The 18,940-nt window shown below is 60.3% G+C and carries 22 protein-coding genes and 1 tRNA gene; 15 read left to right on the forward strand and 8 right to left on the reverse strand.

What is annotated here, in order from left to right:
* The 5 genes from rpsI (at position 1) to KX729_RS03210 (ending at position 3,957) form a co-directional block, all read left to right on the forward strand.
* Positions 1 to 468 (forward strand): 30S ribosomal protein S9, encoded by a 468-nt coding sequence (gene rpsI / locus KX729_RS03190; RefSeq protein WP_219740969.1) that lies wholly within the window; start codon positions 1 to 3, stop codon positions 466 to 468.
* 117 nt (positions 469 to 585) lie between these two features.
* The gene (locus KX729_RS03195; RefSeq protein ID WP_219740970.1) at positions 586 to 1,071 is read left to right on the forward strand and encodes a hypothetical protein; all 486 of its coding nucleotides are present in this window, start codon (positions 586 to 588) and stop codon (positions 1,069 to 1,071) included.
* 75 nt (positions 1,072 to 1,146) lie between these two features.
* Positions 1,147 to 2,097, forward strand: a complete 951-nt coding sequence (gene speB, locus KX729_RS03200) for an agmatinase (RefSeq protein ID WP_219740971.1) — start codon at positions 1,147 to 1,149, stop codon at positions 2,095 to 2,097.
* 73 nt (positions 2,098 to 2,170) lie between these two features.
* Complete coding sequence (gene argC, locus KX729_RS03205) at positions 2,171 to 3,106, forward strand: N-acetyl-gamma-glutamyl-phosphate reductase (protein ID WP_219740972.1); 936 nt, start codon at positions 2,171 to 2,173, stop codon at positions 3,104 to 3,106.
* Complete coding sequence (locus tag KX729_RS03210; protein ID WP_219740973.1) at positions 3,106 to 3,957, forward strand: aminoglycoside phosphotransferase family protein; 852 nt, start codon at positions 3,106 to 3,108, stop codon at positions 3,955 to 3,957. Before argC ends, KX729_RS03210 begins: the two co-directional genes overlap by 1 nt.
* On the opposite strand, the gene KX729_RS03215 is transcribed toward KX729_RS03210, so the two are convergent.
* Complete coding sequence (locus tag KX729_RS03215; protein ID WP_219740974.1) at positions 3,954 to 4,379, reverse strand: DoxX family protein; 426 nt, start codon at positions 4,377 to 4,379, stop codon at positions 3,954 to 3,956. The genes KX729_RS03210 and KX729_RS03215 overlap by 4 nt on opposite strands.
* A gap of 116 nt (positions 4,380 to 4,495) precedes the next feature.
* A complete protein-coding gene (locus KX729_RS03220) occupies positions 4,496 to 5,596 on the reverse strand; it encodes a COX15/CtaA family protein (protein WP_219740975.1) in 1,101 nt (366 codons plus the stop codon).
* A 167-nt stretch (positions 5,597 to 5,763) separates the two neighbouring features.
* On the opposite strand from KX729_RS03220, the gene KX729_RS03225 reads away from it, so the two are divergent.
* Both KX729_RS03225 and KX729_RS03230 read left to right on the forward strand, forming a co-directional pair.
* On the forward strand, positions 5,764 to 5,976 hold the full coding sequence (locus KX729_RS03225; protein WP_219740976.1) for a DUF2842 domain-containing protein: 213 nt from the start codon (positions 5,764 to 5,766) through the stop codon (positions 5,974 to 5,976).
* A 115-nt stretch (positions 5,977 to 6,091) separates the two neighbouring features.
* On the forward strand, positions 6,092 to 7,339 hold the full coding sequence (locus KX729_RS03230; protein WP_219740977.1) for a GNAT family N-acetyltransferase: 1,248 nt from the start codon (positions 6,092 to 6,094) through the stop codon (positions 7,337 to 7,339).
* A 21-nt stretch (positions 7,340 to 7,360) separates the two neighbouring features.
* Here KX729_RS03230 and KX729_RS03235 read toward each other — a convergent pair whose 3' ends face one another.
* Positions 7,361 to 9,565, reverse strand: a complete 2,205-nt coding sequence (locus tag KX729_RS03235) for a GumC family protein (protein WP_219740978.1) — start codon at positions 9,563 to 9,565, stop codon at positions 7,361 to 7,363.
* A 188-nt stretch (positions 9,566 to 9,753) separates the two neighbouring features.
* Here KX729_RS03235 and KX729_RS03240 point away from each other — a divergent pair, with 188 nt between their 5' ends.
* The 8 genes from KX729_RS03240 (at position 9,754) to KX729_RS03275 (ending at position 15,780) form a co-directional block, all read left to right on the forward strand.
* Complete coding sequence (locus tag KX729_RS03240; protein WP_219740979.1) at positions 9,754 to 10,353, forward strand: polysaccharide biosynthesis/export family protein; 600 nt, start codon at positions 9,754 to 9,756, stop codon at positions 10,351 to 10,353.
* 12 nt (positions 10,354 to 10,365) lie between these two features.
* Positions 10,366 to 11,511: a glycosyltransferase family 4 protein gene (locus KX729_RS03245; protein ID WP_219740980.1), complete on the forward strand. Its 1,146-nt coding sequence runs from the start codon at positions 10,366 to 10,368 to the stop codon at positions 11,509 to 11,511.
* A gap of 95 nt (positions 11,512 to 11,606) precedes the next feature.
* The gene (locus KX729_RS03250; protein ID WP_219740981.1) at positions 11,607 to 13,160 is read left to right on the forward strand and encodes an undecaprenyl-phosphate glucose phosphotransferase; all 1,554 of its coding nucleotides are present in this window, start codon (positions 11,607 to 11,609) and stop codon (positions 13,158 to 13,160) included.
* Positions 13,157 to 14,413 carry an O-antigen ligase family protein gene (locus KX729_RS03255; RefSeq protein ID WP_246617353.1) on the forward strand — a complete coding sequence of 419 codons (1,257 nt, stop codon included), beginning with the start codon at positions 13,157 to 13,159 and terminating at the stop codon, positions 14,411 to 14,413. Before KX729_RS03250 ends, KX729_RS03255 begins: the two co-directional genes overlap by 4 nt.
* 73 nt (positions 14,414 to 14,486) lie before the next feature.
* Entirely contained in the window at positions 14,487 to 14,744 is a 258-nt protein-coding gene (locus KX729_RS03260) for a helix-turn-helix domain-containing protein (protein WP_219740982.1), read from the forward strand.
* A 78-nt stretch (positions 14,745 to 14,822) separates the two neighbouring features.
* On the forward strand, positions 14,823 to 14,972 hold the full coding sequence (locus KX729_RS03265; RefSeq protein WP_219740983.1) for a hypothetical protein: 150 nt from the start codon (positions 14,823 to 14,825) through the stop codon (positions 14,970 to 14,972).
* A 103-nt stretch (positions 14,973 to 15,075) separates the two neighbouring features.
* Positions 15,076 to 15,264, forward strand: a complete 189-nt coding sequence (locus KX729_RS03270) for a hypothetical protein (RefSeq protein WP_219740984.1) — start codon at positions 15,076 to 15,078, stop codon at positions 15,262 to 15,264.
* 183 nt (positions 15,265 to 15,447) lie between these two features.
* Positions 15,448 to 15,780, forward strand: coding sequence for a hypothetical protein (locus KX729_RS03275; protein WP_219740985.1), 333 nt, complete (start codon positions 15,448 to 15,450; stop codon positions 15,778 to 15,780).
* A 211-nt stretch (positions 15,781 to 15,991) separates the two neighbouring features.
* On the opposite strand, the gene KX729_RS03280 is transcribed toward KX729_RS03275, so the two are convergent.
* The 5 genes from KX729_RS03280 to KX729_RS03300 form a co-directional block, all read right to left on the reverse strand.
* A tRNA-Pro gene (locus KX729_RS03280) sits at positions 15,992 to 16,068 on the reverse strand.
* A 167-nt stretch (positions 16,069 to 16,235) separates the two neighbouring features.
* The gene (locus KX729_RS03285; RefSeq protein WP_376775903.1) at positions 16,236 to 16,679 is read right to left on the reverse strand and encodes a BA14K family protein; all 444 of its coding nucleotides are present in this window, start codon (positions 16,677 to 16,679) and stop codon (positions 16,236 to 16,238) included.
* Positions 16,680 to 16,807: 128 nt separating this feature from the next.
* Positions 16,808 to 17,341: a MerR family transcriptional regulator gene (locus KX729_RS03290; RefSeq protein WP_219740987.1), complete on the reverse strand. Its 534-nt coding sequence runs from the start codon at positions 17,339 to 17,341 to the stop codon at positions 16,808 to 16,810.
* Positions 17,342 to 17,506: 165 nt separating this feature from the next.
* Positions 17,507 to 17,845, reverse strand: a complete 339-nt coding sequence (locus KX729_RS03295; RefSeq protein ID WP_219740988.1) for an integration host factor subunit alpha — start codon at positions 17,843 to 17,845, stop codon at positions 17,507 to 17,509.
* A gap of 120 nt (positions 17,846 to 17,965) precedes the next feature.
* Complete coding sequence (locus KX729_RS03300) at positions 17,966 to 18,937, reverse strand: beta-ketoacyl-ACP synthase III (RefSeq protein WP_219740989.1); 972 nt, start codon at positions 18,935 to 18,937, stop codon at positions 17,966 to 17,968.
* Between the last annotated feature and the right edge of the window lie 3 nt (positions 18,938 to 18,940).

The following is an 18,940-nucleotide window of genomic DNA, read 5'->3' on the forward strand; positions in this document are numbered from 1 at the left end:
ATGGCCGACCTCTCCTCTTTGAAGGACCTCGCGCCGGCTTCTGAAGCCGCTGCTCCGGTTCATGTCCGCAAGGTCGACACCCTCGGCCGCTCCTACGCAACCGGCAAGCGCAAGAACGCTGTCGCCCGCGTATGGGTCAAGGCTGGCTCGGGCAAGATCATCATCAACGGCCGTGACTTCACGACCTACTTCGCTCGTCCGGTTCTGCAGATGATCCTGCAGCAGCCGATCATCGCAGCTGCCCGCACCGGCCAGTTCGACGTGATCGCAACCGTCACCGGCGGTGGTCTCTCCGGTCAGGCCGGCGCCGTTCGTCACGGCGTTTCCAAGGCCCTCACCTACTTCGAGCCGGGCCTGCGCGCCGTGCTCAAGAAGGGTGGCTTCCTGACCCGCGACAGCCGCGTCGTCGAGCGTAAGAAGTACGGTAAGGCCAAGGCCCGCCGCTCCTTCCAGTTCTCCAAGCGTTAATCGCTTCGGACTACTCGAATTTCGAAAGGCGGGGCTTCGGCTCCGCCTTTTTTCATGGACGATTTCAGCAAAATCCTCAATTCTATGCCCGCCATTCACGAGCGTCGGGAGAGACGGATGAAGCGCCTGATTGCAGCCCTTGTATTTGCAGTATCTCCGAGCGCGGCTTTCGCCGAAAACTGCGACCAATGGCGTGCAGCGATGGAAGATACCGAAGGCGGAAGGGTTATGACCGCCGAAGTCTGTAGCTCGTCGCCCAATGCCAATCACATATTGTCCACGACCTGCTCTGGGACGGACTACTTCTTTCGCTGGTTTGTGCCCGACGATACACCAGACTTCCCGCCGGGCGGCGGCGAGGAATTTCAAACACGGGTCGTGATCGGCGTCGAAGGTCAGACACAACAACTGGACGCGCAATTCTCGCCAATGGACGGCGCCATGGAAATTCAGCTGGCCCGAAAGAGCGCGGTCGCAAAGGCTTTAAAGTCCGGAAGCGCGGTGACGCTCAAGGCCGAAAGCCAAGCCCTGCCCTCTGCAACCTTTTCGCTCGCGGGGTCATCGAAAGCACTGGCCCGGCTTGAAGCAACCTGCGCTCGCTAACGCCGACCATCTCCCCTTTTCATAATCCCCTGGCTTTCCCGCCTTGGCGGGACCACCGAACCTGAAGATATTTTCATGGCCAATAAAACGATCGACCACGCATTTACCGCGACAAGCCTAACATCCGCCGCCTCCGACCCGACATTTGCCGGCGCGCTCTCCTTCATGCGCCGCCGCTTTACCAAAGATCTGACGGGCGTTGATACGGCCGTGTGGGGCATCCCTTTCGATGCCGCGACATCGAACCGCCCGGGCGCACGTTTCGGGCCGCAGGCGATCCGCCGCGCTTCAGCGATTTTCGACAACGATCCGCAATATCCGTTCAACCGCGATCTCTTCGCCGAGATGGCCACGATCGACTATGGCGACTGCCTGCTCGACTACGGCAACCATCAGCAGACGCCGGCAGCCATCGAGGCTCAGGCAAGCGCCATTCTCGATGGCGCCGACTTCCTGCTGACGCTGGGCGGTGACCATTACGTCACCTGGCCGCTGCTCAAGGCGCATGCTGCCAAACATGGGCCGATGGCACTTGTGCAGTTCGACGCACATCAGGATACGTGGCTGGATGACGAAGGACGTATCGATCACGGTTCTTTCGTCGCCCGTGCGGTGCGCGCCGGCATCATCGATCCGGCCCATTCGATCCAGGTCGGCATCCGCACCCACGCCCCCGAAGACTTTGGCATTCGCCTCGTCTATGGCCATGAGGTGGAGGAGATGACGGCGGGCGAGATCGCCAAACTGATCCTCGACCATACCGGCAGCCGCCCCACCTATCTCACGTTCGATATCGATTGCCTCGACCCGGCCTTCGCGCCCGGCACCGGCACGCCGGTCGCCGGCGGCCCGTCGAGCGCCAAGATACTCTCGGTTCTACGCAAGCTCGGGGACCTCGATATTCGCGGCGCTGACGTGGTCGAAGTGGCGCCTGCCTATGACCACGCCGATATAACCGCCATTGCGGGCGCGACCGTTGCAATGTATATGCTCGGGCTTCGCGCAGAGCGTATCGCGGCGCGTTAATTTTCTGATTCAATTGGCTGGTAAACTGAATCCGGCCATCAACCCAAGGCACTGATCTTACAGGATAAAGACAATGGCAGCTCCGAAAATCTTCATCGACGGCGAACACGGCACCACGGGACTGCAGATCCGCACCCGCATGGCCGGCCGCCGAGATGTCGAGCTGCTATCGATCCCGGAAGCTGAGCGGCGCAACGCTGCCATGCGGGAAGACCTGCTGAACAGCGCCGATGTCGCCATTCTCTGCCTGCCGGACGACGCCTCCCGCGAGGCGGTGACGATGCTTGCCGGCAACAACAACGTGCGGGTGATCGACACGTCGACCGCCTTCCGCGTCGATCCGTCCTGGGCCTATGGCTTTGCGGAGATGGACAAGGAACAGGCAAACAAGATCAAGTCGGCACGTCATGTCGCCAATCCGGGTTGCTACCCGACCGGCGCCATTGCCCTTCTTCGCCCATTGCGGGCTGCCGGCATCCTCCCGGACGGCTACCCGGTCACCGTCAATGCGGTGTCCGGTTATACCGGCGGCGGCAAGCAGCTGATCGGCCAGATGGAAGATCTGTCCCGCGACGACTCGATCAGCGCCAACAATTTCCTCTATGGCCTGACGCTGAAGCACAAGCACGTGCCGGAGATGAAGATCCACGGCCAGCTCGACCGCGCGCCGATCTTCTCGCCGTCCGTCGGCCGCTTCGCGCAGGGCATGATCGTGCAGGTGCCGCTCTACCTTGAAGACCTTAAGGGCGAGCAGACGATGGAAAGCATCCACAAAGCGCTCGTCGAGCACTTTGCCGGTCAGGATATCGTCACGGTCGTGCCGCTTGCCGAAAGCAAGGCGCTGCCGCGCGTCGATGCCGAGGAACTGGTGAACCAGGACACGATGAAGCTTTTCGTGTTCGGCACACCGGGTGGCCCGCATGTCAACCTTGTGGCGCTGCTCGACAATCTCGGCAAGGGCGCTTCGGGTGCTGCTGTCCAGAACATGGACCTGATGCTTTCTGCCTGATGGCGGAAGGTATCTCCCTCCCCTTTTCCTTCCCGGACGACTGGCGGGTCGAAAGCGCCCGCCAGATCGCCGATACCGTTGTCGGCACCGTATTCGAGGTGACGCGTACCGGCGGTGAGATTAACGTTGCAAAAATCCTGAAACCAAAGGCGTTCGAAGACAGTCTTCGCGGCGCAGATTTCATGGAATGGCGCGATGGCATCGGCTGTATCCGTCTGATTGAGCGATCCGACAACATTCTGCTGATGGAGCACGCCGGCAAGGTGACGCTCCGTGATCATATGGAAACGCACGGCGATATGGACGCGAGCCGTATCGCGGCGGAGGTCCTCAGGGAATATCACCGCCCCTCCGAAGTCGCACCACCCGCAAGCCTGCAACCGCTGACGCGTTATTTCGCCAGTCTGTTCCGCAAGGCGGCAGAAGATCGTCGCGACGGCACTGCCGGGATGTTCACCGAGGCCGCAGAGATCGCCTATGCACTGATCGCGCGTCAGAAAGACGTCAAGCCGCTGCACGGCGACCTGCATCATGAGAACATCATGTGTGGACCGCGCGGTTGGCTGATCATCGATCCTGCCGGATTGATCGGCGATGCGGCGCTCGATGTCGCCAACATGTTCTCCAATCCGCTCGACCGCCACGACCTGACCCGCAACGAGGAGCGGATCGCTTCGATGGCCGGCATCTTTGCGGAGGCGCTAGGCCGGGATGTCCGCACCATCCTGCGTTATGCCTTTGCCTATGGCTGCCTCTCGGCGACCTGGCATGAGGAGGATGGCAATGCGAAGGACCGCGACGACGAACTTGCGGTCGCCGCAGCGGTCAGGAATGTGCTGAAGCAAGCTTAGGCCAGTTGCCGCACTGGCCCTACGATCTGCCGAAGGCTTATCTTAAGAGCCAGTTTCTCGCCCGGACCATGTACGGCCGCGAAAAGCAGGCCGGCCAGAAAGGTGAAGTGGTCGATGAAGAAGCCGAATTCCGACTGATTGCCCTCCCAGTGGCTCGGGCCATGGAACGCAAAGGCCAGAAAGATCACGTAGACGCCGGCAAGCAGCGCTGCTTCGGAAAAGAAGGCGCCGGTCAGGAAAGCCAGCGCCAGCCCGACTTCAAAGATCGCCGCACACCAGGCGAGGAAGAGCGGGAACGGAAAGCCTGCTCCGGCGATATATCCCGCCGTCATCGGCATGTCTGCGAATTTGAATGTCGTCGCCATGACGAACAGGCCGCCGAAGATCAGCCTTGCGATGAGAATTGCGGTTGTCCTTGCCATTGTCCTGCCCTCTTCCTTTCGGCCGCAGCCATGTGGATCATGACCCAAGGACGGGCGAGCGGAAGGGACGCCGACACTTTGGCGCAAAAAATCTTTTATAGAGGTGCTGAGAGAAATCAGCTGCGGGTGACGATCGCTGTTTCCGGCGGATATTCACCGACGAAACCGCGCCAGTGGGCGATGGCGAAGGCGAGCACGACGAGCGCCACGCCCTGATGGGTCAGCGCCAGATCGAGTGGCACCTGCATCAGGAGCGTCGAAATGCCGATGACCGCCTGCAGCGTCACGAGGCCGAAAAGCAGCATGGCGCGGCGAGCATGGGTCGTGCCGGGCGCGAGGCGGATCGAGACGATCATGTGGATGAGCGTCACGGTCCAGAGCAGGTATGCGCCGCAGCGGTGTACGAACTGTACTGTCTTGTGGTTTTCGAAGAGATTGATCCACCACGGCTGCTGCACGAAGAGATCGCTAGGCACCAGCGCACCGTCCATCAGCGGCCAGGTATTGTAGGACAGGCCGGCGTCAAGGCCCGCCACAAGCGCGCCGAGATAGATCTGAAACAAGACAAGGAAGGCAATGCCACCCGCCGCCCATTTGGATTTCACTGTGGGAGGCACGTCCCGCGTATGGGGTGCGAGACCGCGCATGATCCAGACGCAGGCCGCGAAGATCAGACAGGCGATCGTCAGATGCGTTGCGAGCCGGTATTGGGAAACGCTGGTAAGCTTGGAAAGACCGGAAGAGACCATCCACCAGCCGATGAAACCCTGGAAACCGCCGAGCGCCAGAAGGCCGACCAGCGGCCAGCGGAGACGCTTTTCGATACGGCCGGTGAACCAGAAAAAGATCAGCGGCAGGGCGAAGACCATGCCGATCGAGCGTGCCAGGAAGCGGTGCGCCCATTCCCACCAGAAGATCGATTTGAAATCGTCGACAGTCATACCCTTGTTGATCTGCTGATATTGCGGAATGCGCTGGTAAAGCTCGAATTCCTCCTGCCATTCGGCCGCATTCAGCGGCGGAATGACGCCGTGGATGGGCTTCCATTCGGTGATGGAAAGGCCGGAATCGGTGAGCCGCGTCGCGCCGCCTACCAGGACAAGACAGAAGAGCGTGAAGATCACCACGCCGAGCCAGATACGCACGGCCTTGCGGTCGCGCTCCCGGCGCTTGGAATGATTGTGGACATCGATGATCAAGGCATCGGTCGCGGACATGGGCTCGGGCTCCGCCAAAAGGACGCGCGCGGCTTTTTGGCCGGCGTCTATATGAGCATTTCGCGTTGCTTTGCCTGATAGACCCGTGCAAAACAAGCCCCGACGGTTTGCGGCATGCCGTCGCGGCCGTTATAAACAGCCGGCAGCATTGGCAGGAGACAGGCATTTTGGTCCCGCGTTTTAGAAGCTTTATCGGCACCATCCTGATCATCATCCTGGTGATCGTTTATGCGCTGGCCGCTACCACCTTCGCGACGCTGACGCTCGCCACCTCCCCCTGGTGGGTACATTTCCTGTATTTCCTGATCAGCGGCCTCCTCTGGATCCTGCCGGCCATGGTCATCATCAAGTGGATGGCCGGCCCGAAACCGAAACCTTGAGCTTTACTGCCGGTTAACCAGCGGCGGCAGTTTCTCTGTTCGAAACACGCCCATAAACCGAATTTTCGCAGCCGCCGCCTATCTTGCCCGCAAAACGACAAGGGCGGGCGAGGCCATGCAGCAACGCAGAGTTAAGCAAGACGAGGCAGTTACCGCGGCAACCGAACAGCCGGCCGGCAACGAACCCGTGCGCTTTTCGGCGCTGACGCTTTCCGTTGTCAGTGATCCAGCGGCAATCGAAACCGAATGGCGTATGCTGGAAGGTCTGACGAAAAATTCGCTGCACCAGAGCTTCGACTGGTGCATGGCCTGGGCCAAGGCACATGGCCGGCCATTGACGGTCCTGAAGGGCGTCGCGAATGGCCGCACGCTGCTGCTTCTACCGCTCGATATCGTCCGCGAAAAAGGCCTCCGCATCGGCTGTTTTCCCGGCGACCGTTTCAACAATATCAATAGTGGTCTTTTTGATGCCGACCTCGTCATGCCGGATGGAGAGGAAGAGCAGAACTTCGTCGTTGCCCTGAGGCAGGCGCTTGCGGGCAAGGCCGATCTCGTTCTTCTGGACAATGTGCCGCTGCAATGGCGCGGGCTTTCCCATCCGCTTTCTGGCCTCGCGACGATCGAGAACCAGAATCATTCGTTTCAGCTGCCGCTTTTCCCGAATTTCGAGGCGACGCTGGCGCAGCTCAATGCGAAGAGCCGCCGCAAGAAATTTCGTTCGTCGGTCCGCAAGTTGGAGCCATACGGCGGTTACGACCATCTCGTCGCTACCGATCATGACGAGAAGCACGCTGTGCTCGACATGTTCTTCCATCAAAAGGGCGAACGGCTGCGTCTGTTCGGCCTGCCGGACGTCTTCTCGCAGCCGGAAATCCGCAGCTTCTTTCATGGCCTGCTCGATGTGCCTGTGAACGGTCACGATTCGCCGCTCATGCTGCATGCCATCCGCCTGCGTGGCGAACATGCGGGCCACATTTCGGCAATCGCCAGCCTGTCCCGTAAGGGCGATCATGTCATCTGCCAGTTCAGCTCGATCGACGAGACGATTTGCCCGGAGGCGAGCCCTGGCGAGCTTCTGTTCTGGCTGATGATCGAACAGGCCTGCCGCGAAGGCGCTTCCGTTTTCGATTTTGGCGTCGGCGATCAGCTCTACAAGCGCAACTGGTGCCGCCAGGAAACCGTGCAGCACGATATTTTGATACCGCTGACCTGGAGAGGATCGTTGATGCGCCCGCTGCTGGTCGGCGTGACCAAGGCCAAGGCGGCGATCAAGCGCAATCCGCGACTCTATGCGCTGGCACAACGCTGGCGTTCCGAGAAATGCCCGAAGGCGCCGGAAGCTTCCGCATCCGACGCCGACTGACATTTGTCGGAATAAGATCGATCAAGCAGCCTGGCGGCGGCCCGGACGGGGCGAGCGACGATCGCCTGCTTCAGCGATGACCAGCAGATTGTCGTAGCCGGCATCCTCGAAATCCAGAACCAGCTTGGCGACATCCTCATCCTTGAAGCCCGGAACCGACAGGACGATCTCGGCCCTGTCGTTACGGCTGAGTCGTGAAATGCCGGCGATCTCGGCCGGGCCGCATTCGACGAGCACGAGGTCATAGGCATCCGCCAGCGCATCGATGATCATCGACAGGCGTTCGATGCCGCGCATGGCGCGGGCAGGATCGGAAACACCGTGCGGAATGACATGCGCTTCGGATTGACGGTCCGGATGAATGGCATCGCCGAACGCGGTTTCGCCGCAGAGAAGATCGGTAATGCCCGGCAGTTTCGCATCGCCAGCCATCAGCGCCGTCGGGCAGGCCGAGCCTGTCATATCGACCACCACGACAGTGCGGCCGCGTGCTGCGACTTCGCGGGCAAGTGCCACGGATGCAGTAGAGCCTTCGTCGCCGCCCGGTGAAATGCCGATGGCGATTGGAACGTCGTTGCGCTTCAGATAGTGGGCGACGGAGCCGATGGTGAAGCTGGCTTCGGTCTCGGGTGCTTCCTTGGCAAGCGCCTGTTCGGCGACCTTGGCGCGGGCCGCGGCTGCGGCGCGTTGCGTCTCGACTGCGGTTTCGGGCCGGTCGAAGCGGGCTGCCTCGGCCTGCATCTGATGGACGGGAAGCGGTGCAGCAGGCTGGGGCGCGGCAACAGCCGGGGCGATGGCGGGCGCCAGTGCATCGTCCTCGTCGGCGCGGATGCCAGACGGACGCAGCGCACGACCGCTGAAGAGTTCCAGCACGATGACGATCAGGCAGCTGAAGATCAGGGTCGCGAGTGTCACGACGATGACGATCGGGATAACCTTCGGGAAATAGGGCTCGGACGGCTCGACAGCGCGGGAAACGATACGCGCATCGGCCGGGCTGGAGCTGGCTTCGAGGCGGGATGTCGCCTCACGGTAGCGGGCTAGATAGGTTTCAAGCAACTGGCGTTGGGAGGTGGCTTCACGTTCCAGCGCACGCAGGCCGACTTCCTCTTCGCCCGACTTGGCGGAATCGGCCTTGAGGCCGTTCAACTGGCCCATCAGCTGGCGTTCGCGCAGGCGGGAGAGTTCCGCTTCGTTATCGAGGCTGGAGAGGATTTTCTTCGTTTCGGAATCGATCTGCTGGCGAATGCCGGTGAGCTGGGCGCGCAGACCTTTAAGCCGGGGATGACCTTCGAGCAGCGAGGTGGCGCTATCGGAAATCTGGGCCTGCAGGTTTGCTTCCGCTTCCTTCAGCCGCTGGATGACCTGCGAGCCGACGACGTCGGTCAACGTATCGGAGGCACGGCCGGCCTTCAAAGCAGCGCGGACGTTTTCGGCGCGCGCTTCGGCATTGGCGCGCTCTCCCCTCACCCGAGCAAGCTCGGTCGAGATGTCGGTGAGCTGACGGGTCGAGAAGCTGCCGGTTTCCGTCGTCTGGAACAGGCCATTCGAGGAGCGATAGTCGGCGACCTTCCTTTCGGCTTCCTGAACCTTCTTGGTCAGGCTGGCGATTTCCGGCTCCAGCCATTTGGCGGTGTCGGAATGGGTGTCGAGCTTGGCGCCGCTCTGGACCTCCAGATAGACCTCGGCCATTTTGTTAGGAATATCGGAAGCGAGTTTCGGATCCTTGGACGAGAATTCGATTGCGATGACGCGCGAATTCTCGACCGCATAGACCTGCAGCTTTTCACGGAATTCCTGGATGACGCGATCTTCCGGATCGAGCTTCATCGGATCCTGTTTGAGCCCGATCATAACCAGCGGATCGGGGAACATCGATTGTGCGGCCGGATCGAATTCCTTCAGCTTGGAAAGGTTCAGATCACGCGCAACCCGCTTGATCAGATCGGTCGACTGCAGCAGCTGCGCCTGGCTGGTGATATTGAGCGAATCGAGGATCGGGTCATTGGCCTGCGCGGCCCCGCCACCCGCGATATCGGGACGCGATTCGATCAGGAGCCGCGATTCACCTTTATAGCTCGGCTTCATCAGGCTGGTGCCGACCAGCGCCAGGGCGGCAGCGACGATCGTCACGCCAAGGATCTTCACCTTGCGTTCCCAGACCGCCGAGATGATCCGACCCAGATCGATATCTACGTCCTGATTGCTGCCGTTTACGCCTGACATGACACGCTCCAACTCATCGATTTCGACGAATGGTAAAGGATCATGGTAACGCGAGGGTTAATAAGAACGGCTCTGGAATTTATGCATATAAGGAAATGATAAAGTTCTCAGCATCTTTACCGGGCATTAACCCTAACGGATCGATAACGTCGACATAGATTGTGATCAGCCGGAGCCCGGAAAGCGAAATGTCCTTCGCCCCTCTCAAACGCGCCCCTGTCAAACGCGCTGTGGCCAAACACGTGCTGGCGCTTGCCGTGGCAGCGACTGTGCTTGCGAGCTGCACCAGCTACGCGCCTGCTTCGAAGGGCTTCCAAGAAGCGACCGTACAGCCGTACCGGCTCGATAGCGGCGACCGCCTGCGCGTCAGCGTCTTCGAGCAGACCGGTCTCAGCAACACCTACACCGTCGACCAGGCCGGCTATATCGCCTTCCCGCTGATCGGCCAGGTCGCTGCCCGCGGCCAGACCATGCCGCAGCTCGAATCGGCCATCGCCGCACGCCTGAAGCAGGGTTACCTGCGCGATCCGGACGTGACGATCGAGATGGACCGCTACCGCCCCGTCTTTGTGATGGGCGAAGTCGGCCGGCCGGGACAATATTCCTACGTACCCGGCATGACCGCGCAGAACGCGGTCGCGATTGCCGGCGGCTTCACCTCTCGTGGCAACCAGCGCGATATCGACGTGACGCGCAAGATCAACGGCCAGGTCATCACCGGCCGCACCAATATTTCTGCTCCTGTTCTTGCAGGAGACACGATCTACGTTCGCGAACGCCTGTTCTGACCGGATCCGGCCATGGCGGAAAGCGCACCCTTGCGGATCATCCACTGTTTCAGGTCGCCCGTTGGCGGGATCTTTCGCCATGTGCGCGATCTTGTCGAAGAGCACCGCGCGGCCGGCCACGAGGTCGGCATCCTGTGCGACAGTTCGACCGGCGGGGCGCATGAGGAGAAGCTTTTCGACAGCATCCGGCCGCAGCTTTCGCTCGGCCTCGTCCGCATTCCGATGCGCCGCGCCATCGCGCCGTCGGACTTTGCGGCGATCTACAGGAGTTACAAACATATCAAGAGCTTGCGGCCGGACATTTTGCACGGGCATGGCGCCAAGGGTGGCGCACTTGCCCGGCTGATCGGCTCAGCCCTGCGGGTAAACAGGTATCGCGTAGCCCGCCTCTATTCGCCGCATGGCGGCAGCCTGCATTTTGACCGTGCCAGCCTTTCCGGCCAGGTCGTGCTTCGCCTTGAGCGCCTGCAGGAACGTTTCGGCGATGCGGTCGTCTTCGTCTGCGAATACGAGCGCCGCACCTACGAGGCCAAGGTCGGCAAGCCGCTGAAGACCTCGAAGGTCATCTATAACGGCATCAAGGATGCCGAATTCGAGACGATCACACCAGACCCGTCGGCACCGCATTTCCTCTATATCGGCATGCTGCGCGACCTGAAGGGGCCGGACGTCTTCATCGACGCATTCGCCCGCACCGAACGCGCCATCGGCCACCCCTTGTCGGCGCTGATGGTCGGCGACGGGCCGGACCGGGACCGCTACGAGGCGATGATGGCCGAGCGCGGCCTCGGGCGCCGTATCGAAATGCGGCCGGCCATGCCCGCCCTTCAGGCATTCGGTCTGGCGAAGACCGTCGTGGTCCCGTCGCGCGCCGAAGCCATGCCCTATATCGTCCTTGAAGCACTGGCCGCCGACAAAGCTGTCATCGCTTCGCGCGTCGGCGGCATTCCGGAAGTGCTGGGCGAAAACAGCCGAGCACTGGCAACGCCCGGCGATGCCGAAGACCTTGCCCGCGTGATGACCGAAGCGATTACCACGCCGGGCTGGAAAGAAGACGTGATGCCGAAGCCGGAGGCCTTCAAGGCTGTCTTCTCCGCCTCGGTCATGGCCCGGGAAATGCTTGGCCTGTACCAAAATCTACTTATCCAAAAAGCTTGAACGAGCCTCGGCTAAGGCTTCTTTCACCTCTTCTTGCTATTCGGTTCCAATACCTCCCGCGTGTCATCGCGCGCGAGCGGATAAAGGACCGGTCCATGAGCCAGCCAAACAAGTCCGAGCAGTTCGACGTGGAAAGCCTTCGCAAGAAGGTCGCGGAAATCCGTGCCGCAGACGACAAGCACGATCCTTCGCAAACGACCGTGCTCAATCCGCTGGCACGCCAGATCGCCGAGCAGTTCCGCAACGACAGTACCTCGCCGACCATGCTGATCGGCCAGTTCCGGCTGTTCGAGCTTGCCGCTCTTATCCTGATCGGCCTCATCGTCGGCTGGCTCGCCTCGCCGACCGATGTCGCCGGGTTCATTGCCCGGTTCGCGCTGGTCGCGGCGGGATCGACCTTCACGATATTCCTGCTGCAGCTTGCAGACACCTATCAGATCCCCTCGCTGCGCGGCGCAACCCGCACCGCCAAGCGCGTCATCACCGCATGGGCGATCGGTTTCATCGCCACCATGGCGGCGCTTTATCTCGAAGAGGCAGATTTCTTTCCGATCGGCGCCGTGATCGCCTGGTTCGCCATCGGCGCCGGTTTCCTTTTCATCGAGCGCCAGTTCACCGCTTTTGCGATCCGCAACTGGGCGCGCAATGGCGTCATGGAGCGCCGCGCCGTCATCGTTGGTGGCGGTGAGCCGGCCAAGCAGTTCGTGCGCCAGCTGGAAGCCCAGCCGGACAACGATATCCGCATCTGCGGCATTTTCGACGACCGCGCCAGCGACCGTTCTCCGACCGTCGTCGCCGGTTATCCGAAGCTCGGCACCTTTGCCGAACTCGTGGAATTCGCCCGGCTTGCCCGCATCGATATGCTGATCATCGCGCTGCCGGCCAGCGCCGAACAGCGCATCCTGCAGCTCCTGCGCAAGCTCTGGGTCCTGCCGGTCGATATCCGGCTTGCTGCGCATGCCAACCGCCTGCGCTTCCGCCCCCGCTCCTACAGCCATGTCGGCGCGGTGCCGATGTTCGATATCTTCGACAAGCCGATCCGTGACTGGGATTCGGTTGCCAAGCGGGTTTTCGACGTCGCGTTCACCATCTTCGCGATTGCCACACTGTGGCCGATCATGCTGGCTGCAGCCGTCGCGGTGAAGGCGACGTCCAAGGGACCGATCCTCTTCAAGCAGAAACGCCACGGCTTCAACAACGAGATCATCGAGGTTCTGAAGTTCCGCTCCATGTTCACCAACATGAGCGACCAGAGCGCCATCAAGGCGGTCACCAAGGGCGATCCGCGCGTGACGCCGGTCGGCCGCTTCCTGCGCAAGTCCTCGATCGACGAACTGCCGCAGCTCTTCAACGTACTGCGCGGCCAGCTTTCCCTCGTCGGCCCGCGTCCGCATGCGGTCAGCGCCCAGACGGGCGAGCGCAAATATGTCGATGTGGTCGAAAGCTATTTCGCCCGCCACCGCGTCAAGCCGGGCGTTACCGGTTGGGCGCAGATCAATGGCCTGCGCGGCGAGCTGGACAGCGACGAGAAGATCCGCGCCCGCACGGCATATGATCTCGATTACATCGAGAACTGGTCGCTGCTGTTCGACCTGAAGATCCTGTTCCTGACGCCGATCCGGCTGCTCAACACGGACAATGCCTATTGAGCGCCATCGCCCACGATCATCCGGTGCATTTTGACCGCCAGCGGGCCGTAGTCCAGCTGGCCGGTTCCGGCATGATTGCGTTCGGCGTATTCCTCTCGGGCTTCGTCATCTCGGAACCTGCACCCTACGAACTGATCATGGTGATCCAGATCGCCATCTGGTTCCTGTTGGGCCTCAGGATTTCGTGCACCGTCGCACCGCTTCTGGTGGCCCTGCTCACCTTCAACATGAGCGGCCTCTTCTCGATGTTCGTGATGAAGGACATGAGCGAGGCGCCGATGTACTTCGCTGTCTCGACCTTCCTGGCGCTGAGCTCGGTCTTTTATGCGGCAATCATCGAGAACGATCACCGGCGGCTGAACCTGATCTTCCGGGCCTGGGTGGTCGCGGCGATCATCACCTCGCTGCTCGGCATCGCGGGTTATTTCAATGCCTTTCCGGGCAGCCATGTGTTCACGCGCTACAATCGCGCCATGGGCGCCTTCCAGGACCCGAACGTCTTCGGTCCTTACCTCGTCGCCCCCCTGCTCTATCTGCTCTACCGGATGCTGACCGGGTCGATCTCGCGGGCGCCGCTTCTGATCGCCGGCATGGTCATCCTCGCCTTCGGCATCTTCCTGTCCTTTTCGCGCGCCGCCTGGGGCCTCTTGGTCTTCACGCCGATACTGCTGGTCATCGTCATGCTCTTGAAGGAGCGCTCGACCGCCTTCCGCTTCAAGATTCTGGCGATTGCCGGCGGCGCTGCGCTGTTCATGATGCTGATCCTCGGCATCGCGCTGCAGTTTCCGCAGGTCTACGACCTGTTCATGAACCGCGCCAAGCTGGTGCAGGAATATGACGGAGCGCGTCTCGGTCGTTTCGAGCGCCACAAGATCGGCTTCCTGATGGCGATGGAACGCCCGCTCGGCCTCGGCCCCATGGCCTTCGGCAAGATTTTTGGCGAAGACGAGCACAATATCTGGCTGAAGACGCTGACCACCTATGGCTGGCTCGGCGCCATCACCTATCAACTTATGATCTGGTCGACGTTGTGGTTCGGCTTCCGCTACATGCTGCGCGAGCGACCCTGGCAGCCTTACCTGATGATCGCCTGGGTGATGATCGTGGGACACGCGGTCATCGGCAATGTCATCGATACCGATCACTGGCGGCACTTCTATCTGCTGCTCGGCATCGTCTGGGGCTGCATGGCGCTGGAGCACCGCTTCGTTCGCTCGGAAGCTATGAAAAAGGCTCTACGTTCAGCCGTTTGAGGCTTGACCTGCCGCCTGCCCGCTCCACATCATTTTTATGCTGACAGTCGCTCAACTCCGCGCCGCGCGCGCCATGACCGGAATGACGGTGGATGAACTTGCCGCCGTCTCGGGTGTCTCCAAATCCATGATCGAAAAAGCGGAGGCCGGTCAGGCTTTCGCGGATACCGAAATAACCGACCGGTTGCGCAATATCTTCGAGTCGAAGGGAATTATCTTCATCGGCGCCGGTGAAGGCGATATTGCAGCCGGTCCCGGCGTGCGCATGCGCCAGCACAGCCATGACGAGGGTATCCACCCTCGAGACCTCAACGCCGCAAACGACGGCTAAATTCTTTTTGCATTGCGGGAACCCTTTGAGGTTCAACGCGTTTTCCAGCCAATTCCAGGAATTGCAATGGGGGCATGCGTGACACGCACGAACAATCTTTATCTCGTTATCGGCGCTCTGATGATCGCGGTCATCGGCTTGGGTTTCTACGTCTATCGTGAAGAAAGCAAGCCGAAAGGTGTTGAGCTGTCGATCGGTCAAAATGGCATAAAACTTCAAGAAAACTGAGGGTTACTTGGAGCATGGATTTTTAACGTTAAGGGCACAGAATTGCCTTGGAACAAAATTCACCACGTGAATTGACGTTCGAATAATCAATAAGGGGAACCAAATGACAACCTATCTGAAGCCCGAGGAGCTTGAGAATATCGGCCTCAAGAAGGTCTGGAGCGTGTCGGAATTTGCCCGCCGCTACAGGCTGGAAAAGGATGAGGAGAAGCGCCTTCTGAAGCTGCTCGGACCGTTCGCTTCGCAGCAGGAATTGCTGATGAACGCCAGCCGGGCGCCGCGTTTCCGTTAATCTTGCTAAAGCTCACCGACGACTATCATTTTCTTCTTGCGTCCTCTCCGGTCGTGAGCATGTGTTACTTTAATTTTTGCTTCGAAACTACTTTCGAAGGAACATATAGCGCCGCCTTCTAGTTGGAGTCTTGTAACCCAACTCGCGCTTCCGGGATGAGCCGGCAGCAGAAGGAGGAATATCATGTTGAAACATCTCTCGCATGCAGGGCTCGCAATTGCCCTCTCCCTCGGCGCAGTCAGCGCCTTCTCCATTCCGGCATCCGCTCAGGATTTGCAGCTTCGCATCGGCCCCGACGGCGTGCGGCCCGTCATTCGCGACCGTGATCGCGACCGCGATTACAGGCGTGGCGGGGACTGCAGTCCCAGTGAAGCCCGCGCAGCAGCTCGTGATGAAGGCTTTAGCCGTCCGCAGGTCGTTCGAGTGACCGACCGTAGCGTCACCGTACAGGGCTACACCCAGGATGGTCCCGATCGCATCACTTTCGCCAATCGTAGCGGGTGCCCTGCCATCTGATGACAGGGTCACTTTCCAAGACAGCCTCATGCCAGACATATTGAGCCCCGCCTTCCGGCGGGGTTTTTCGTGGGCGCGTTAAATCAAACCAAATTACGATTCGATTGCGTGCATCTGCTTTTATGTGATTTTCGGCTCGTTCCACTCTCTTCTCGGTCTTGCCGACCGTTGGGGGAGAGAGTGTATATCCTTGCAAACCAAGGAATTTCTTTGGTCGGGGCGGCGGGATTCGAACCCACGACCCCTTGACCCCCAGTCAAGTGCGCTACCGGGCTGCGCTACGCCCCGACCAGCTTCGTAAGAAGCATGCCTTCCATACTGATATGGACATTTCTACGCAAGGGAAAAATCGGGATAGCCGAAACGGCAAAGTTGGCCGTCGATGGCGTTCCACAAAAATGCCCGCCCCATCTTGCGATGGAACGGGCCGATATCGTTTGACGATGTTCGTTGCCTCAATAAGGCGAGCGGCACTGCTGCCTCGGGCCATAGTTCGGCTGGAACGTGTTGTCGTAAGCGCGATACGAGCGGTAGCGCGAATAGCACCAGTTCACGTGCGAGTCTCCGCCGACATAACGACGGGGCTGAACGTAACGGGGCTGGGCGAGCGCACCGCCGATGATGGCGCCGGCTGCAAGGCCGCCGATGATGGCACCTGCACTCGGGCCGCGGCGATAGTGGCGACCGTAATAACGGTCACGGCCGTAGTAGCGGTCGCGGCCATAATATCTCGGTCCGCCGCGCCAGCCGCGATCACGATCGCGCCAGTACTGCACCTGCTGGACATCCGTCGGCGCTTCGATCTTGGGCGGGCTGACCGAGGGAAATGCCTGGGCAGGCACGATGGCGCTGAAAGCCGTGATAAGTGACAACACGGCGATTGCGATTTGCTTCTTCATCATTCACCTCCACTGTTTCCTCTATGCGGACATGATCCGCCATTTCTGCTGAACCAGAGGTGAATGGTGAAAGACGCTTTACGTTCCAGAAAAACGCATTTTTGGGGAATTTTGTAGGAAAACTGACCTTAACGGACTTGATCAAGCAGGCGCTTGCACTCCAGGAGGTCAAAAAGTGCCTCCTGCAGCAGAGCCCGATCTTCTTTGCCGACGCTCGATTTGCCGATCGAAACCTCGATATCGTCCTCATGCGAAGAACCGAAGCCGAAGAAGCGGCCGCTCGGCTTAACCTTCGGACGGCCGACGATCTGGTCTTCCTCGGCGGCAGAAACTTTAGGCTCGACATGCTTTTCGCTATTGGCGGCCATGATAGCCTCCATCGTGGCGAGATCGCCCGATGCGATCGCCGCGACGAACTTGTTGCCATTCGTCTTCAGAAGCTTCTGCACGCCCTTTATGGTGTAACCGTGATCATAAAGAAGGTGCCGGATGCCCTTCAGCAGATCGACGTCTTCCGGACGATAATACCGGCGTCCGCCGCCGCGTTTCATCGGCCGGATCTGCGGGAAGCGGGTCTCCCAAAAGCGCAGCACATGCTGCGGCAGGTCGAGGTCATCGGCGACCTCGCTGATCGTACGAAAGGCGTCGGGGCTTTTATCCAAGGATCACACTCCAACAACGAACTGCCGATATGGCGCGCCACTTCGGCGGCACCGATGCGCGCGCTGAACTTACGCATCGAATCGCCCACATCTCAACGGTTTGAGATGAGATATTCAAGTGTGTTCACAGGAATGGAAGACGCTTCGTGTCGCGCCCTGCCCGGCTCAGGCAACCGGGCTGACAGGCTTGAGCTTGGTCTTGCGCAAAGTATGCGCCTTCAGGATGCGCTGCTTCAGGACGTTGGACGCCTTGAAGGTCATGACCCGGCGCGGAGAGATCGGCACTTCCTCGCCGGTCTTCGGATTACGGCCGATGCGCTCGTTCTTGGCGCGCACCTGGAAGGTCGCGAAAGACGAGAGCTTGACGACTTCACCACGAACGATCGCATTGCAGATTTCGTCGATGACTGTTTCGACGAGCTCCGCCGATTCGGTTCGGGAAAGACCGACTTTGCGGAATACCGATTCTGCGAGATCTGCACGTGTTACTGTCTTGCCGGCCATGATCCCCGCCCAATTTTCGAAATTGATCTTATCAAAGCCAATAGAGAGTATTTTGCTTGAGCGCGAGGGTCAAGCACCTGTGTAAAATCACTTATTTGGGCTTTGGGCGCTGGTATCGCATTACCAGCGCAACAGCAATGCACCCCAGGTGAAACCGCCACCCATCGCCTCGAGCATCACCAGATCGCCCTTTTTAATGCGGCCGTCGGAAGCCGCGACCGAAAGAGCAAGCGGAATCGATGCGGCGGACGTGTTGCCGTGCAGATCGACAGTCACGACAACCTTCTCGGTGGGAATGCCGAGCTTCTTCGCGGATCCGTCGATGATGCGGCGATTCGCCTGGTGCGGCACCAACCAGTCGAGATCGTCCGCAGTCGTGCCGGTGGCGGTGAAGGCCGCCTCGATCACGTCGGTTATCATGCCGACCGCATGCTTGAAGACCTCGCGGCCCTCCATGCGCAGATGGCCGACGGTACCGGTGCTCGACGGGCCACCATCGACATAAAGCTTGTCCTTGTGGGCGCCATCGGAACGCAGATGCGAGGTCAGCACGCCGCGATCGGCGATCGTCCCCTCGCCTTCCTGCGCTTCCAAGATGATGGCGCCGGCACCGTCGCCGAACAGGACGCAGGTGGTGCGGTCCTTCCAGTCGAGAATGCGCGAGAAGGTCTCGGCGCCGATCACCAGTGCACGCTTCGCCATGCCGCCACGAATATGCATGTCGGCAGTCGCCACCGCATAGACGAAACCGGTGCAGACGGCCTGCATGTCGAAGGCATAACCATGGGTCATGCCAAGGCGGTTCTGGATGTTGACGGCCGTGGCTGGAAACGTGTTGTCCGGGGTCGATGTTGCGACCAAAACGAGATCGATATCGTCGGGCGTCAGGCCGGCATTTGCGAGTGCTGCACGCGCCGCCTGCTCACCGAGCGACGCGGTCGTTTCATCGTCACTGGCGATGTAACGCTGGCGGATGCCGGTGCGCTGCACGATCCACTCGTCGGTAGTGTCGACGACGCTTTCCAGCTCCTGATTGGTCATTACCCGCTTCGGGAGCGCTGCCCCGAAACCGCGAACCACTGAACGGATCATGCT

The sequence above is a fragment of the Neorhizobium populisoli genome (genome assembly GCF_019430945.1).
Classification (GTDB): domain Bacteria; phylum Pseudomonadota; class Alphaproteobacteria; order Rhizobiales; family Rhizobiaceae; genus Neorhizobium; species Neorhizobium populisoli.